We start from the raw sequence: 17,527 nt of genomic DNA, 5'->3' as shown, positions 1-17,527 counted from the left end.
AAATGAAATTATGGAAAAATGGACAATTTTACCAAATGACTGCTGAAGGTGAAGTGGTTTCTGCTGTATTAACCGAAAACGGTCGAATTTATGCGGTGGGTGAAACAACAGAATTAGAAACATGCTATCAACATAAGATTGATGAAACGATTGACCTTGCTGGTAAAATTATTTTTCCAGGATTTGTCGATGCCCATATCCATTTATTATGGTATGGACAAGCACTAGAACGACTTAATTTAAATCAAAGTACGACAAAAAAAGAAGCATTATCGCTTATTTCAGAACGAGTGAACCGATTAGCAGAAGATGAGTGGCTGTTTGTCGAAGGTTATGATGAAAATAAATGGACTGATGAAAAAACCTTCATTTCAATAGGAGATTTGGATGGAATAAGTAGCACCAATCCGATTTTAGTGAGACGTATTGATTATCATAGTGTGTCGATTAATTCTGCTTTATTAGCTCATATTAAGGATTTTTCGGAAAATGACTTTGATGGTGGAGGAGAAATTGTTCAAAATCAGGCAGGAGATTTTACAGGCATTTTAAGAGATAATGCTACAACGCTCGCGATTAATGCTTTTCCACCAGCTACACCATCTGAACTAACAGCATGGTTAGAAATAGCTATTAAAGACTTATGGTCAAAAGGAATTACAGGTGCTCATTCAGAAGATCTACATTATTTTACAGGCTTCGAGTCAACATTAGCTGCTTTTAGAAAAACATTAGGAGCAGAAAAGCTACCATTTCGCGCACAACTTTTAATTCATCATGCAGAGTGGAAGGCATTTGTTGCTTCAAATGAAACCTTCATTAATGGCGATGATTTTGTAGAATTAGGTGCGATGAAAATTTTTTATGACGGTACTGTTGGGTCGCGGACAGCTCTAATGAGTGCTGGATATGCCGATAATCCAACTGAAAAAGGCTTAAAAATCCATTCGGACTTAGAGTTTGAAAATTTGGTCAAACTAGCTAGAAAAGAAGGTTTACCAGTAGCAATTCATATTCTAGGGGATTTAGCGTTTTCCAATGTGATTCGCTCTTTACGTGCCAACCCTCCAAAAGACGGACAATATGACCGCTTAATTCATACACCATGGCTTACAAAAGAATTAGTAGCCGAGGCAGCTAAAATGCCTGTACTATTTGATATCCAACCACAATTCATGGCAAGTGATCTCCCGTGGGCGCTTGATGTCCTTGGAGAAACACACCCACCACTAGCTTTCGCCTGGAAATCATTCGTTTCCACTGGGCTTCATCTTGCAGGGGGAAGTGATGCACCAATTGAAGTGCCAAATCCATTTTGGGCGATTCATGCTGCTGTCACGAGGACTGCAAATGCAGATTTAGATGGAGTTAAGTACTGGCCGGAAGAAGCTTTAAGCGTATATGAAGCAATCCAGTTATATACAACAGGAGCAGCTTTTGCAAGTTATAAAAGTCATACTCGTGGACAAATCAAGCCAGGTTATGTTGCTGATTTCACCATTTTGACTGAGGATCCATTTCAAATAGAGCCTGCTGCAATCCGCGAAATTACGGTAGAAATGACTGTTGTAAATGAGCAAATCGTCTATCAAAAATCTCCATACTAAGACGGATGTTTTCGAATATTTTTTTTGTTAGTATGGGGAACGAGACAAATTGCGCTTTGGGGGACTTTTTATAACGCAGATACATCAATGAGTGGGAGAAAATGAGGGATATAACAATGGAGATTTTTGAGCTTATTTTATTAATGTTAAGTGCTGTTTTTTTATCGAATGTACTAAGTCGATTTTTGCCTAGTATTGCCGTGCCTTTGATTCAAGTGTTGTTAGGAATTATGTTGGCAATTCCGCTTGGAGACCATACGATGGATTTAAATCCGGAGTTATTTTTACTATTATTCATGGCGCCGATTCTTTTTAATGACGGTGCCAATACGGATAAAAAATCATTATGGAAAAACAGAAAAGCAATTTTGTCGTTATCGATTGGGTTAGTGTTTGTGACAGTTGGAATTCTTGGAACATTTATTCATTATTTAATTCCAGTTATCCCTTTTGCAGCAGCATTTGCACTTGCGGCCGCACTTGCACCAACAGATGCCGTTGCGGTGGGAGCTTTAGCAGAAAAAGTGAAAATTCCACATAAAATCATGCATATTTTAGAAGGCGAGTCTCTGATAAATGATGCTTCGGGACTAGTTTCGTTTCAATTTGCAGTACTTGCACTTGTGACGGGAACTTTTTCCTTTATGACTGCTGGAACAAGCTTTTTATTACTATCTTTAGGTGGAATCGCGCTTGGGGCTGTAATGAGTTTGCTTAAAATTATACTAATGCGTGGCTTACGGCAAATGGGGATTGAAAATGTAACTTCCTTTATGCTGATGGAAATATTGCTACCGTTTTTAATTTTTATGGTGGCAGAAAAAGTAGGAGTCAACGGAATTTTAGCTGTTGTTAGTGGTGGAATGGTGCACTCTTTCAGCTATAAGAAAATCAATCCTGAAATTGCACAGCTGAATTTACTTTCAAAAAACACTTGGTCTGTCATTACTTTTAGCTTGAACGGATTAGTATTTATTCTACTGGGAACGCAGCTGCCACAAATTATGGAGACGATTTGGTTAGATTCGGGTATACATAAAAGTATGCTATTCGTGTATATTTTAGGAATTACCATTTTACTACTTGGCCTTCGTTTTCTTTGGATTTTGTTTTTCCGAAACTTTGAGGAGCAACCGAAAAATGATTTAATTAGCAGGTTTAAAAACACTTTTCTTTATACTGTTGCTGGTGTAAGAGGGACCATCACCTTGGTCAGTGCGCTGTCGCTTCCATTTGTACTTGGTGATGGCAATGCCTTTCCAGAGCGAGACTTGCTTATATTCATTGCGGCGGGCGTTATTATCACGACACTTTTACTTGCGAATTTCACTCTACCACTTTTCGCGGCGAAAAAAGACGTGACAGTTGCAGATCATGAAGCTGATATTGTCCTACTACGCGATGTAGTGAACCAACTGCAAGCCTATAAAACAGATGAAAATATGGTAGAAATGAATAAAGTCTTAAAAATGTACAATGATCGGATTTTTTCATTGATGAAGCATAAAGAAGTAAACACGACTGAAAAAGAACTTCGGCGTTTAACACAAGAATGGCAACTTGAAAACACTAGGAGACTCGTTTTTGAAAAGAAAATTGATACAGGAGTTGGCTTGTCTGTTATGATGCGTCTAGGTAAAAGATTATACGTTCAAACAAGAGAAGAAAAATACCGTGCCAGAGTAAGATATCGTCAAATGTTGCGTCACGGTTTTCGTAGTTTCCGAATTGTTCCTTTATCTTTTGAGGAGCGCAGAAAAGAGCGTATTAAATTACAAAGGGAAAATAATGAATTTATCGTACAAAAATTACATGAGTTAGACAACACGGAATATAGTCCAGAAATTATTTCACTGTATTTAATTACCTTTGAGCAGTCGCTTTTCACCAAAGATGCTAAAAGAGAAAGTGATGTGGAAGAGTTGCAAACTACCATTGACCTAGCATCTCAAATTGAGCGAGAAACAATTCAACGGTATTTTGAAAAAGGAGATATTACTCGGAAAGAAATGAAAGTTTATCGGGATAATTTACTTGCAATAGAAGCTAGTTTTCAATTGTAATACAGTTGAAGAAGCATATAATGATTTCAGATGATTGTGCAGGTTAATTAGGAACAATCGCTAAGCCCACTCAGTAGTCTAGCGATATTTTATAAGTAGTCTTTTTGAGAAAATGCGACTTTTTTGTTACAATAAAAGAAAAAGGAGCTTGATTATGCGCTTAGATAAACTATTGTCTCACACAGGTTATGGCAGTCGAAGAGAAGTGAAGCCGCTTCTGAAATCTGGCTCAGTTACGGTAAATGGTACTATCCAAAAAGATAGCAAACTACAAGTAAATCCGGAAAAAGACCAAATTACAGTTCATGGGAATCCGGTTGTCTATCAAGAATTTGTTTATTTTATGCTCCATAAACCGCAAAATGTGGTTAGCGCAACCGAAGATAACCTATCAGAAACGGTTATTGATTTATTAGCACAAGAAGATACGCTAACAAATCCTTTTCCAGTGGGTAGGCTGGATAAGGATACAGAAGGGCTGCTAATTATTACAAACGACGGAACGTTAGCGCACAATTTACTCTCACCAAAAAAGCATATTGATAAAACATATTATGCCAAAATCGAAGGCAATGTGACAGTAGCCGACATAGAAGCATTTCAAACAGGAATCACATTAGATGATGGTTATACCTGCAAACCAGCACACTTAGAAATTATTACTCCAAGCGAAATCAATGTAACGATACAAGAAGGTAAATTCCATCAAGTAAAAAGAATGTTTGCAGCAACAGGGAAAACTGTCACATATTTAAAACGAATTTCTATGGGGAAACTCAAGCTAGATGAAGCACTTCGTTTAGGGGAATATCGATCATTGACTGATGAGGAACTAGCTCTCTTACAAAATAAATAAAACTAGCGAAAATTTTCTTCTGAAGAGAAGCGGGTTTTCGTTTTTTTATTTGCAAAAGAAAGCATTTACATATATAATAAACTTATGTTTAAAAAATGAACAAAAGTTTGGAATGGAGGTGCATTATATCGTGGAGAATAATAAAGCGAAAATGAACGAAAAGGAAGAGATAATTTTCAATTCCATCCGTAAAAATCCTTACATTTCTCAACAAGAACTTGCTGATATTCTTGATTTATCGAGACCGACAGTAGCGAACCTTATTTCTGGTCTAATTAAAAAGGGTCGTATTTTAGGGAAAGCCTATATTTTAAATGAAGCAAAACAAATCGTTTGTATAGGTGGAGCGAATGTTGATCGGAAGTTTTATATTAAAGACAAAGCGCAACTTGCTACGTCTAACCCAGTCAGATCTACCCAAAGTGCCGGTGGAGTTGCTCGAAATGTTGGCGAAAATCTAGGACGCCTCGGCAAAGAAGTTATTTTACTGACTGCTTGTGGAACTGATTCAGATTGGGAAGCTGTTAAAAGTGCTAGTAATACATACATGAATCTAGATTATGCAACTGCATTTCCAAGTATTGCAACCGGATCTTATACTGCTGTACTCGAAAATAATGGGGACTTACTCGTGGCGCTTGCTGACATGGAGGCATATGACCATTTGACGCCAGATGTACTAGCAAAAAATGAAGGTTTACTCAGTCAAGCAAGTGCAATAATTGCGGACTTGAACTGCCCTAAGGAAACACTAGAATACTTGGGGAGTTTTGCAGAAATTAATTCTATTCCATTAGTTTTAGTCCCTGTATCCTCTCCTAAAATGTCTCATTTACCCGAGCGGCTTGATCATGTAACTTGGCTAATCTGTAACCGAGATGAATCGGAAACGCATTTAGGAATGACAATTGAGAGTGACGAAGATTGGCGCTTAGCTGCAGAAAGATGGCTCGAATTAGGTGTCGAAAATGTTATTGTAACTAATGGCAGCAAAGGAGCAGTCGCGGCGAATAAAGTAGAAGGCGTCATTTTTGAACCAGCGATAGTTATTAAAGATATTGTTGATGTGACTGGAGCAGGCGATGCATTTTGTTCAGCTGTCATTTATGCATGGTTAGAAAGAAAATCATTGCAAGATATTTTAAAAACTGGGAGTGTCAATGCTGCGCGAACACTTGAATCAGAATATACCGTTCGCCAAAATTTATCCACATCCCAATTACAAAAAGATCTGGAGGAATTCAAATGAAAAATTATCTATCATTATCTGAAGAAGTAAAACAAGCGAAAGCAGAAGGAAAAGCAATTGTAGCATTAGAATCAACTATAATCTCTCACGGAATGCCTTACCCGCAAAATGTTGAAATGGCGCGCGATGTTGAACAAATTATTCGTGACAACGGTGCAGTTCCAGCAACAATTGCTTTAATTAATGGTAAAATAAAAATTGGTTTGTCTGATGAAGAACTAGAATTATTTGGAAAAAGTACAAACGTAGCAAAAGTTTCTCGTCGTGATATTGGTTACCTTGTTGCAACAAAAAAACTTGGCGCAACAACAGTAGCTGCAACAATGATTTGTGCAGAATTAGCAGAAATTGGTATTTTCGTAACTGGCGGAATTGGTGGAGTACACCGTGGCGCTGAGACGACAATGGATATCTCCGCTGACTTAGAAGAACTAGCGAAAACAAATGTAGCAGTTATTTGTGCCGGAGCTAAATCTATTCTGGATTTAAACTTAACAATGGAATACCTAGAAACGAAAGGCGTTCCAGTAATTGGCTATCAAACAGACGTATTACCTGCATTTTACACACGCTCAAGTGATGTGGAATTAACTTTACGCGCAGATTCACCAGAGATTATTGCAGCTTCACTTAAAGCAAAATGGGATCTTCAAATTGAAGGTGGAGCGGTAATCACAAATCCAATTCCAGAAGAATTTGCTATGGATGAAAAAGTAATCAATGATGTGATTCAAACAGCTTTAAAAGAAGCGGAAGAAAATCACATCCACGGAAAAGACGTAACACCATTCTTACTTGGGAAAGTAAAAGAATTAACAGACGGAAAAAGCCTAGAAGCTAATATCGAATTAGTAAAGCACAATGCTTTAATTGGGGCTCAAATTGCCGTAGCTTATCAAAACAGTTAATTATTCGAAGGCTGTCACCACAAAATGGTGGCGGCTTTTTTATGTTAAAATGAATAAATAATAGAGGAGGAATTGGAATGATTGCAGTAAGCGCATGTCTTGCCGGAATTGCATGCAGATATGATGGACAAGATAAAGAAATCACAGAAATAAAGCAGTTGGTTGAAAGTGGAGAAGCAATTCCTTTTTGCCCAGAGGTTATTGGAGGACTTTCAACTCCAAGAAATCCTGCTGAAATAGTGGATGGAGATGGTAAAGATGTCTGGTGCGGTCGTGCAAAAGTAATTGACAGTGAGGGAAACATTGTTACCGAAGAATACAAACGAGGTGCCATACTCACCTTAACTAAAATGAAAGAACTTAATATTACCAAAATAATCATGAAAGAATACAGCCCTTCTTGTGGTAGCTGTGCTATTTACGACGGCACCTTCTCGGGAAAAACAACAGATGGTACCGGCGTAGCAGCAGCACTTTTTATAGCTAATGGAATCGAAGTTATTTCAGAATTTACTATTTAAAAGCAAGCGAGCCCATTGGATCCCATGGTTTCAAGGTAATAGGTTCTTGTTTAAATGCATTTAGTAACTCATTAGATAGATATTTTTTCCGAACAACAACCTGGAACGTAAATTCATCCATCCACGCGTCACTTGCAACAAAATAACCTTTATTGCCAATAGCTTCTCCCCAACTATTTTCTACTTTCCAACGATTCACTTCTCCGTCCACAACATTTACTCCTGTTAGTACCATCGCATGTGTTAGCATACTATGTTTGTAATCAAGACGTTCCGCTTTAGTCATGGTAGTTTTAAAACCAAAAGCTTGATTCAACAAGAAAATGTTTGTGTCCATAATGCCGCTAGTTCGTTCTGAAAGTTGACCGACATCACAACCAAACCAAACAGTTTCGCCATCCTGTATTTGTGTTGCAGCAGCTTTTTTCAAAACATCCATTTCAACATTTAAATATTTAATCGGCGCACCACCGACAATGTTACCTAAATAATCCACCGTGAAAACTTGATTAAACGGTTTGTCTTTTGTGGGAGCATTAATAAGTGGAACATAATCTCTCAAATCGATATCAATATACCGTTTGAAAAAATCTGTCGGTGAAATTTGTAAATCTTGTTTAAACTCATTATCTTTATTACGATATTCGAAATCAAATGTTTTTGGCGGTTCACCAAGCGACATCGCTAAAAGTTGATAAATTTCTGCAAGCATTTCCTCTTTTAATTGTGTGACAGAAACTTTATTCTTAACAGCTTTTCTTAGAATAACTGCGTCTGTACGAAGACGCTCATTTAATAAATGATTTAAATCAGCGGACTTACTACTTTGAAAAGTTTCTGGCATAGCTGATTTTGGAACAACTCCGTATTTTTCAATAATCGAAACTAACATATCCCACTGACCACCATCTTGTTCTGGTGTATCAAGCAACCATGAAACGAGTCGACTATCTTCATCTTCCAGTGCGGTTTCAATGATATTCTCTAAAAAATAATTTGCCTTCTCCAACTTATCCCAAAAATTAGTATAATTCTGAGATAACTCAAAATCCTTCAAACCAAGTGTTCCGTTCAATTTATGACGGAATGTATTTAGTGCTGCAAACATCCAACACCGTCCACTTTGCTGTTGGTTAGAAACCTTATCTGTTGTCACTTCATGAGAAAAAATAGGTTGAACTTTCACTTTAGTCACAGGGTTTTCTGTGGCTGCTTTAATCCCATTTTTCATAATACTAGCTTGAATTACCAGATTATCCGGATTTTCACGCCATTTTTTGGAAAAACTATCTAATTGATCGAATGTTAATTCTGTACTCATGTTCTTTCCTCCTATATATAAATATATCTTCCAAATAAGTATACTCCTAAAAGTAGTAACTGTATAAGAAAACAAATGACTGCACTTTTATGACTGTTTGCAAACGTATTTATGCTATAATATGAATGAAATTGAAAAAATATGAATGTTTTTGGGTGAAAATGGTTGATTTTGAATGAGGGAAATGATAAACTAATTTTGGATGGAGGAACTAGTATGTTAAATGCAGAGCGAAAACAACTTATTATGGAACGTATTGAGCAATTTGGTGTCATCAAATTACAAGAGCTAGTAAAAGGATTAAACACATCAGAATCAACTATTCGTCGTGATTTAATCGAATTAGAAGAGCAAGGACTAATCGAACGTGTACACGGTGGGGCTAAGCTTATTATCTCACACAACCAAGAACCGAGTATGAATGAAAAATCGTTCAAAAACATTCAAAGTAAGAAAGAAATTGCTGCATATTGTGCTAGTCTAGTAGAAGAAAACGATTGCATTTATTTAGATGCAGGATCAACTACATTAGAGTTAATTAAACATTTAGCAAATCGAAAAATTACTGTAGTGACAAATGGTTTAACACATATTGAAGAATTAGTTCATCAAAATATTGATGCTTATCTTTTAGGTGGGAAAATGAAAGTGCATACAAAAGCAATTATTGGTGCAGTTGCCTTAGATAACATTCAAAACTATCATTTTGATAAAGCTTTTATTGGTACTAATGCCATGCATCCGGAGCATGGCTATACTACACCTGATATGGAAGAAGCCTTTGTAAAACGTGCCGCAAAAGAACGAGCTGATCGAGTGTTCGTTGTAGCAGACCATACTAAGTTTGCAGAAGTTAAATTTTCTAAAATGTTTTCTTTAGATGAAGCGACAATTGTGACAGACTATATTCCTTCAGAAGTAAAAGAATCCTTTATCCAAAAAACTAAAATAATCGAGGTAGAAAAATGATTTATACAATTACTTTAAACCCATCAATTGATTATATTGTACAAATCAATCAGCTAAATCTTGGTGAATTAAATCGCATGAAACAAGATTATAAATTACCTGGTGGCAAAGGAATAAATGTAAGTCGTGTGCTAAATCAATTAAATGTACCAAGCCTTGCTACAGGTTTTTTAGGTGGATTTACTGGTGGATTTATTAAAGATTGGCTTAAAAACGAAGGTGTGAAAACTGGTTTTGTTACAGTGAAAGATGATACTCGCATAAATATTAAATTAAAGCATGGTGAAGAAACGGAAATCAATGGCTTAGGTCCAACAATTTCAGAAAAAGAAATTAATGAATTTTTAGCAGTAATGGATAAAGTAACAGCAAACGATATTGTTATTTTATCAGGTAGCGTTCCACCTTCACTAGGAAATGATTTTTATAATAGAATAATCCAAATTTGTAAAGAAAAACAAGCCGAATTTATGATTGATACAACAGGACAAGAATTACTAGATGCACTCCCAAATAATCCTATCTTAATTAAACCTAATCATCATGAATTAGCTGAATTATTTGATGTTCAATTAAATAGTGTAGAAGAACTTATCCCATACGGTAAAAAATGTTTGGAGCTAGGTGCACAACATGTCATTGTATCTATGGCTGGTGACGGAGCACTTCTTTTTACTGGTGAAGATGTCTATTTCGCAGAAGCTTTAAAAGGAGAACTTAAAAACTCAGTTGGAGCGGGTGACTCGATGATTGCTGGATTTATTGGAACATTTGATAAAACAAGAGATCCGTTGAAAGCATTTGAAGCAGGCGTTGCAACTGGTGGAGCTACAGCATTCTCAACAGATTTAGCCCAAGCAAAATTAATCAATAAATTATTACCGCAAGTAAAGATTACTAAAATAACAGGGAGGAACTAAAATGAGAATTACGGATCTACTTAATAAAGATGTTATGATTATGTCTTTAAAAGCAACGACAAAAGAAGCGGCAATTGATGAAATGATCGCTTCCTTAAAGGCCAAAGGGAAAATTAATGATGCAGACCTCTTTAAAGAAGAAATAATGAAACGTGAAGCTCAAAGTTCTACCGGTATTGGCGAAGGAATTGCTATGCCTCACGCAAAAACAAAAGCAGTCAATGAACCTACCGTGGTTTTTGCGAAAAGTGAAAATGGATTAGATTACAATTCTTTAGACGGTCAACCAGCACACCTTTTCTTCATGATTGCAGCAACAGATGGTGCAAATGCAACCCACTTAGAAACTTTAGCAGCACTTTCTAGAATGCTAGTTCACCCAGCTTTTGTTCAAAACTTAAAAGATGCTAAAACCCCCGAAGAAGTAATTAACCTTTTCAATCAAGAGCAAGAAGAGACAGAAGAAACAAGTGTTACTCCAACTTCAAGCGTAGACACTGGTAAATCAGTCGTAGCTGTTACTGCCTGTCCAACTGGGATTGCACATACGTATATGGCGGCGGAGAAATTACAAGAAACAGCTAACCAGTTAGGCGTGAAAATCAAGGTAGAAACAAATGGTTCAAGAGGTGTAGAGAACCGATTGACTGATAAAGAAATCGCTGAAGCAGATGGTGTTATTATCGCGGCAGATGTACAAGTTGATATGCCTCGCTTTGATGGAAAACATCTTATTGCTAAACCGGTGGCAGCAGGAATTCACAAACCAGAAGAGCTAATAAACGAGGCAATTTCAGGTAAAGCGCCTGTTTATAAAGCAGAAGAAGGTAGTGAAATAACAAGTAGTTCTGATGGACTTTCTATTGGACAACAAATTTATAAACATTTAATGAGCGGCGTTTCGCATATGCTACCGTTTGTTATTGGTGGAGGTATTGCCATTGCGATTGCTTTCATGTTAGACCAATTAATCGGAGTACCACAAGATCAGCTTGCTAAATTAGGTTCATATAATGAAATCCCAGCACTGTTAAAACAAATTGGTGATGTGGCATTCGGATTCATGCTTCCAGTGTTTGCAGGTTATATTGCTTATAGTATATCGGATAGACCAGGACTTGTAGCTGGCTTTGTAGCTGGTGGGGTTGCTTCTGTTGGTGGAGCAGGGTTCCTTGGTGCATTAGTAGGAGGTTTCTTAGCAGGTTATGCCGTTGAATTAGTAAAGTTAGCACTAAAAAAATTACCGAAAACATTAGATGGAATCAAAGTAGTACTATTTTATCCAGTTTTATCCGTACTAATAGTCGGTCTGTTAATGTTATTATTGAATGTACCAATGAGTGCCCTAAATACTTGGCTAAATGATTTCTTAAATAGTTTGAGTGGTACAAATGCAGTTATTCTTGGATTGTTACTAGGTGCAATGATGGCCGCAGATTTAGGCGGGCCGATTAATAAAGCAGCTTATATCTTCGCTACAGGAACTTTAGCAGCAAGTGTGGCAACAGGTGGGAGTGCCATTATGGCAGCAACAATGGCAGCAGGAATGGTTCCGCCACTTGCAACATTTGTCGCAACGCTTGTTTTCAAAAATAAATTTACAGCACAAGAACGTGATGCAGGATTGACTAACTCTATTCTAGGAGCGTCATTTATTACAGAAGGCGCAATTCCTTTTGCGGCAGCTGATCCACTCCGGATGATTCCAAGTTTTATCGCCGGTAGTGCAATCACAGGTGCAATCGTTATGTTCCTGAATATTAAAGTATTAGCACCTCATGGGGGAGTCTTCGTTATCTTCCTAGTATCCCAACCATGGTTCTATATTATTGCTATTGTTATCGGAACTTTAATAAGTGCAGCTTTAATTGGCTTTTTACGCAAGAAACCAACTGTATAAAATTTGGAAATCGTCTTTTGAAACGAAAAAAGGCGATTTCTTTTTTGATTTCTCGAATTCTTATTGAAAAATTGCTATAATAGAAAAGAAGCGAGGTGGGCATATTGGAATTTGGAGAAAAGTTAATTCATTTACGAAAGAAAAATAGATTAACCCAAAAGCAATTGGCAGCAAAAATTGGTACAACTGCATCAACCATTAGTAAATATGAAAATGATAACCACCGGCCGCCAATCTTTATTTTGGCTAAACTAGCAGAAATTCTCGGAACAACAACAGATTTCCTACTAGATGATGTAGCAGGATTACGAGAAAAAAATTCAGTAAATGCCTTTCCTTTAATTGGTAATCCAGAACTAGAGAAATGGTATTTAGAATTACCATATACATATTCAGAAGAAGAATTATTAATGTTAAAACGAATTGCAGATGCGATTGAGAATAAAAAATAATTGAGGAAACCAGATATACAAGTTGATTTGTATATCTGGTTTTTCTTTAATTTTTGGATTTGTCTGAGTTCGTAGGATCGTCATTTTCCAGAATCATTGTATTATAATAACGTCTTGTTTCAGCTGCAAGTGTGGCTGGTGGGAAAAACATATTCATTGAAGGGAAATTGCTCTCCATCATACGCATTTTTTGAGAAAATTTCATATGTAGCATGGAAGTTCTAGCAATTTGATTATTAAAAGAGGCTAAAGACATATCAATTTCAAAAGTTTGTTGATTAGAAAATCTAATTAAAGTGTGATTATAGCCCACTGTTTGGTATTCTTTAATGTGCTGCGGGAAAATCCAAATGCAATCTGATGTACTAGGTGCTGCAGTTGGAAATGCATAAGTGGATGTGACTGGGTCGATAATGATAGGTGGCTTGTGGGTGACGCCAATCAGATGCTTAGTGCCCTCCTTACGTCCATCATAGCTCGAACCGAAAAAATTACAGCTGGTTTTAATTAGCTCAAAAGGGGTAAATTTAGAAGTATACTGAGAATCAACTTCATAAATTTCTGAATAGACTATACTTCCTGACTTTTTCGGAAAAATAATCATCGTGTGCGGGTTTACTTCATAAAACTGAGTACTAATTGGTTCTTTTTTCATTTCATTCAACTCTCCTATGTTTGTATTTATGTCTAAGAAGTAACCTAAAATCATTGCTAAATCAATAATTTCAAGTGACAACTAAGCACCAAAGTAAGTTACGAGTTTATTTTTTGTCATTATAGCACATGGTAATTTACAAGTCATTAGATTTTCGTAAAGTTGTATTTTCTAAGTGTTTTCTGTTTTTTCTTGCGATATTACAGTTTTTTAATTGTAATAAATATGAGTGAAGGAGTGGTAGTCGTGGAAATGCGTGATTTTTCTAATTCATTGATGAATCAGGTGGGCGTCCTTAAAGGAGAAAAAGAATTAACGAATGTTTTTATCGAATGCTTCCTGACGATGCTCCTAGAAGAGAGAAAATTAGAACAACTTAGAGCTAAAATTGATGAGGCTCTCGATAATAGGGACAAAGCGAAATTCATCCAACTAACAGAAAAAATGAATGATATCCAACAGGAAATGCTGGCTTTTGAGTAGAATATATGAAAAACTAAGATAGTAAGAGCTATCTTAGTTTTTTTGGGCTGTTTTATAAATTTTAAAGGAAAAAATCCTTCGAAAAAAGTTCTGGACAGATAGCGTAAATATGGTAAACTAAATAAAAACATATGTTCGGTGGTGAGGGTATGACACTTCAAATAATTGCTGGTAGATCAGGGACAGGTAAAACGACACATCTAATGAATGAAGTAGGGACAAAAATTAAACAAAATTCAAAAACGTATATCTTTATTGTTCCAGATCAAATGACTTTTCAAATGGAAACCCATTTCTTGAAAAAGGAAAAACTTGCAGGGATGATGGGAACACAAATTTTTAGTTTTAGTAGGCTTGCGTGGAAGATCCTTCAAGAAACGGGCGGATTGTCTAAAACATTCCTAAGTAAAACAGGTATCGAAATGGTCATCCGAAAGGCAGCTCTAGATAAAAAAGAAGAATTGAAAGTTTTTTCGAGAGCTACTTCTAGAAAAGGCTTTTATTCAGAGCTTGCCAATTTATTTAAAGAAATGAAGCAAGAAGAGATTTCAATTAATGATTTAGAGGAAAGTGCCAGAACGTTACCGACAAGCGTAACGAATAAAGTGCATGATATTTCACTGATATATCAAAAATATGAAGAGCTGTTAGCGGGTAAATTTCTTGAAAACGAGGATTATTTAAGACTTTTAGCTGAAAAAATTACTGAGAGTGACTATTTAAATGACACAGAAATAATTATTGATGGATTTAATTCTTTTTCTAAGCAAGAATTAACTGTGATAGAAAGATTAATGCAAAAATGTGATAAAGTGACTGTTTCACTTACATTGAATGTCCCTAACATTCAAGATGGATTAGAAGAATATAGCATGTTTAAAACGAGCACAGAAATCTATCTTGCTTTATTAGAAATAGCTAAATTAAATAATATTGATATAGAAGAAGGTAAGTTACTAACTGAAAATAAACGAGCGAAAGCAGCTTCGTTAGCATTTTTAACTAATACCTGGGGACAAAATAAATTTGCAGCTTTTGAAGGGGAAGCAACGAATTTAAGCATTCATCAAGCTAATAATAGACGTGCTGAAATAGAAGGGATTGCCCGCGAAATCCGAAAGCTTACTTTGAATGGTTATAGCTATAAAGATATTGCTATTTTAACAAGAAATCTAGGGGACTATGATGTCTTAGCTGAAACAGTGATGGAAGCCTATGATATTCCTATTTTTATAGATAAGAAGCGCGAGATGGCTAAACATCCATTTGTTGAGTTTATCCGCTCAAGCTTAGATGCAATTCAATTTAATTGGAAATATGAACCAATTTTTCAAGCTGTTAAAACAGAATTCTTTTTTGATATTATGGAAGAGGCGGCAGATATGCGCCGTAAATCAGATATTCTGGAAAACTATGTACTTGAAAATGGGATTCAAAATAAATGGAAGTGGCAGAAAGAAGGTGACTGGATTTATCGGAAAATCCGAGGCCTCTCTACCAATGTTTTACCTCAAACAGATGAAGAGTTAAGTACACAAAACGTTATTAATGAAATGCGGAATCGTATTGTAATACCACTTTCGACATTAGAAATGAATTTAAGTAAAGCAAGTACTGGACAAGAATTTGCGCTAGCGTTATACCATTATATTGAGCAAGTTCAAGCAGTGGAGCATTTAGAATCTTGGAGAAGAGTAGCGGAAGACAATGGCTACCTGGAACTAGCACGCGAACATGAGCAAGCTTGGAATTCTATTTCAGCACTTTTGGATGAATTTGTTGAAGTTTTAGGAGAAGAATCACTTGACTTAACAAGCTTTATAGAAATAGTTGTGACTGGTTTGGATGCACTGGAATTTTCTCTATTACCACCCGCATTAGATCAAGTCGTTTTATCTGATATGGAAAATGCCAAGTTATTAGAGATGAAAGTTATTTTTGCGATTGGAATGAATGATGGCGTGATGCCGCTGCGTCAAAAAGATAAAGGAATCTTATCTGATCAAGACCGAGACTTTTTACGAGAACAAAATAGTAATTTAAAAGCATCCGCTAAAAATAATATTGGGGAAGAAGATTTATTAGCTTATAAAATAGTTAGTTTGCCAAGTGATAAGCTGTTTCTTAGCTATCCAGCTGCGGATGAGGAAGGGAAAGTATTAACTGAATCAAACTACCTTCGCAAAATAAAAGGACAATTTAAAAACTTGAGTGAAGCAGTTTATTTAACAGATCCAAGTTTATTAAATGAGGAAGAACAAAGTAGCTATATTCGCTCGAGACAAGCTGTTTTAGGTATACTCACGAGCCAATTACAGATGTATAAACGTGGTTATCCTGTGTCAAACGTGTGGTGGGATGCATATAATAGTTACTTTGATGATAAGGAAGAATCTAGAACTGCAAAACAAGTATTTTCTAGCTTATATTATGAAAATAAAACAGCGCCTTTACAAGAAACAACTGCGAAAGGCTTGTTTGGTGAAAATATCCATGCAAGTGTTTCTAGAATGGAGAAGTTTTTCAGTTGTGAATTCCAGCACTTTGCTCAATATGGTTTGAAATTAGAAGAAAGAGCACATTTCCAACTCCAAGCAGTAGATATGGGAGAAATCTTTCATGCGGCGATGGAATGGATTTCAGCAGAATTGAAACGCAATAATATGGACTGGGGAAGCTTAAATATAGAAGAATGTAAGCATTTAGCAAAGCTTGCAATGACATTTCTAGCACCTAAAATCCAACATGAAATTTTACTGAGCTCTAAGCGAATGGAATATATTCAATATAAATTACTCCAAATAATTACAAGAGCGACAACGGTTTTAAATGAACAAGCAAAAAGTAGTGCCTTTAGACCAGTAGGATTAGAAGTGGATTTTGGGTTAAAAGGTGATATTCCACCATTGAAAATACCATTACAATCAGATAGTGAACTACTTTTACAAGGAAGAATTGATAGAATTGATGTTGCAGAGCAGGATAATCGGACTTTCCTACGTATTATTGATTACAAATCTAGCGCACATGATTTGGCGCTTACAGAGGTTTATTATGGACTAGCACTTCAGATGCTAACATATTTAGATATTGTCGTAATGAATGCGCAGAAAATGCTTGGGAAAAATGCAGAACCAGCAGGGGTACTTTATTTCCATATGCATAACCAGTTTGTTCAATCTGATAAAGAATTAACGGAAGATCAGCTTGCTAAAGAAGTCCAGAAAAGTTCTAAAATGAAAGGATTGATTCTTTCTGATCCAGTTGCTGTTTCCTTAATGGATACAACACTTGAAAAAGGAAAATCATCGACTATTATCCCAGCTGAAATCAAGCAAAACGGAGAACTCAGCGCTAGATCAAGAACGGCAACAAGAAGCGAGTTTGACAAAATGCGCCAATTTGTACGTAATAAATATCAAGAAGCTGGAAATAAAATTCTCGATGGTGCAGTTTCGATAAATCCGTACAAATTAAAAGAAAGAACACCATGTCAATTTTGTGGATTTCGTTCATTTTGCAGTTTTGACCCATCATTGACAAGTAATCAATATAGACATTTAACGAATGAAAAAACAGAAACAATATTAACAAAAATGGATATAGAAGGAGGAACGCAGTAG

13 protein-coding genes and 1 pseudogene are annotated in these 17,527 nt (G+C 36.1%); 12 read left to right on the top strand and 2 right to left on the bottom strand.

Annotated features, from left to right (window positions below; genetic code table 11):
* The first annotated feature begins 2 nt into the window (after positions 1–2).
* From JL53_RS12560 to JL53_RS12535, 6 genes are all read left to right on the top strand, one after another.
* Positions 3–1,607, top strand: a complete 1,605-nt coding sequence (locus JL53_RS12560; RefSeq protein ID WP_003720660.1) for an amidohydrolase — start codon at positions 3–5, stop codon at positions 1,605–1,607.
* Between the two features lie 116 nt (positions 1,608–1,723).
* On the top strand, positions 1,724–3,670 hold the full coding sequence (locus JL53_RS12555) for a Na+/H+ antiporter (RefSeq protein WP_038407787.1): 1,947 nt from the start codon (positions 1,724–1,726) through the stop codon (positions 3,668–3,670).
* A 154-nt stretch (positions 3,671–3,824) separates the two neighbouring features.
* A complete protein-coding gene (locus JL53_RS12550; RefSeq protein ID WP_003720657.1) occupies positions 3,825–4,526 on the top strand; it encodes a pseudouridine synthase in 702 nt (233 codons plus the stop codon).
* A gap of 130 nt (positions 4,527–4,656) precedes the next feature.
* Complete coding sequence (locus JL53_RS12545) at positions 4,657–5,775, top strand: carbohydrate kinase (protein WP_003720656.1); 1,119 nt, start codon at positions 4,657–4,659, stop codon at positions 5,773–5,775.
* A complete protein-coding gene (locus tag JL53_RS12540; protein WP_003720655.1) occupies positions 5,772–6,683 on the top strand; it encodes a pseudouridine-5'-phosphate glycosidase in 912 nt (303 codons plus the stop codon). Before JL53_RS12545 ends, JL53_RS12540 begins: the two co-directional genes overlap by 4 nt.
* 77 nt (positions 6,684–6,760) lie before the next feature.
* Positions 6,761–7,204, top strand: a complete 444-nt coding sequence (locus tag JL53_RS12535) for a 2-thiouracil desulfurase family protein (protein WP_003720654.1) — start codon at positions 6,761–6,763, stop codon at positions 7,202–7,204.
* Here JL53_RS12535 and pepC read toward each other — a convergent pair.
* Positions 7,197–8,525, bottom strand: coding sequence for an aminopeptidase C (pepC, locus tag JL53_RS12530; protein WP_038407786.1), 1,329 nt, complete (start codon positions 8,523–8,525; stop codon positions 7,197–7,199). The two genes, JL53_RS12535 and pepC, sit on opposite strands and share 8 nt — an antisense overlap.
* Positions 8,526–8,741: 216 nt before the next feature.
* Between pepC and JL53_RS12525 the strand changes: the two genes are divergently transcribed.
* The 4 genes from JL53_RS12525 (at position 8,742) to JL53_RS12510 (ending at position 12,766) form a co-directional block, all read left to right on the top strand.
* A complete protein-coding gene (locus tag JL53_RS12525) occupies positions 8,742–9,494 on the top strand; it encodes a DeoR/GlpR family DNA-binding transcription regulator (RefSeq protein ID WP_038407785.1) in 753 nt (250 codons plus the stop codon).
* Positions 9,491–10,414, top strand: coding sequence for a 1-phosphofructokinase (pfkB, locus tag JL53_RS12520; RefSeq protein WP_003720651.1), 924 nt, complete (start codon positions 9,491–9,493; stop codon positions 10,412–10,414). The genes JL53_RS12525 and pfkB overlap by 4 nt, the downstream gene beginning before the upstream one ends.
* 1 nt (position 10,415) lies before the next feature.
* On the top strand, positions 10,416–12,314 hold the full coding sequence (locus tag JL53_RS12515) for a PTS fructose transporter subunit IIABC (protein WP_038407784.1): 1,899 nt from the start codon (positions 10,416–10,418) through the stop codon (positions 12,312–12,314).
* A 104-nt stretch (positions 12,315–12,418) separates the two neighbouring features.
* Positions 12,419–12,766 carry a type II toxin-antitoxin system RelB family anti-toxin gene (locus JL53_RS12510; protein ID WP_003749261.1) on the top strand — a complete coding sequence of 116 codons (348 nt, stop codon included), beginning with the start codon at positions 12,419–12,421 and terminating at the stop codon, positions 12,764–12,766.
* 46 nt (positions 12,767–12,812) lie between these two features.
* Here the strand turns inward: JL53_RS12510 and JL53_RS12505 are convergent, their stop codons facing one another.
* Positions 12,813–13,421, bottom strand: a complete 609-nt coding sequence (locus JL53_RS12505) for a competence protein ComK (protein ID WP_038407783.1) — start codon at positions 13,419–13,421, stop codon at positions 12,813–12,815.
* A gap of 128 nt (positions 13,422–13,549) precedes the next feature.
* Between JL53_RS12505 and JL53_RS12500 the strand changes: the two are divergent.
* Together JL53_RS12500 and addB are read left to right on the top strand one after the other, a co-directional pair.
* Positions 13,550–13,904, top strand: a pseudogene (locus tag JL53_RS12500) (IDEAL domain-containing protein).
* Between the two features lie 149 nt (positions 13,905–14,053).
* Complete coding sequence (gene addB, locus JL53_RS12495; RefSeq protein WP_038407782.1) at positions 14,054–17,527, top strand: helicase-exonuclease AddAB subunit AddB; 3,474 nt, start codon at positions 14,054–14,056, stop codon at positions 17,525–17,527.

It is taken from the genome of Listeria ivanovii subsp. londoniensis (assembly GCF_000763495.1).
In the GTDB taxonomy this organism is placed as follows: Bacteria; Bacillota; Bacilli; order Lactobacillales; family Listeriaceae; genus Listeria; species Listeria londoniensis.
Note: the sequence above shows the minus strand (reverse complement) of the source record. Positions and strands in the feature narration are given on the sequence as shown.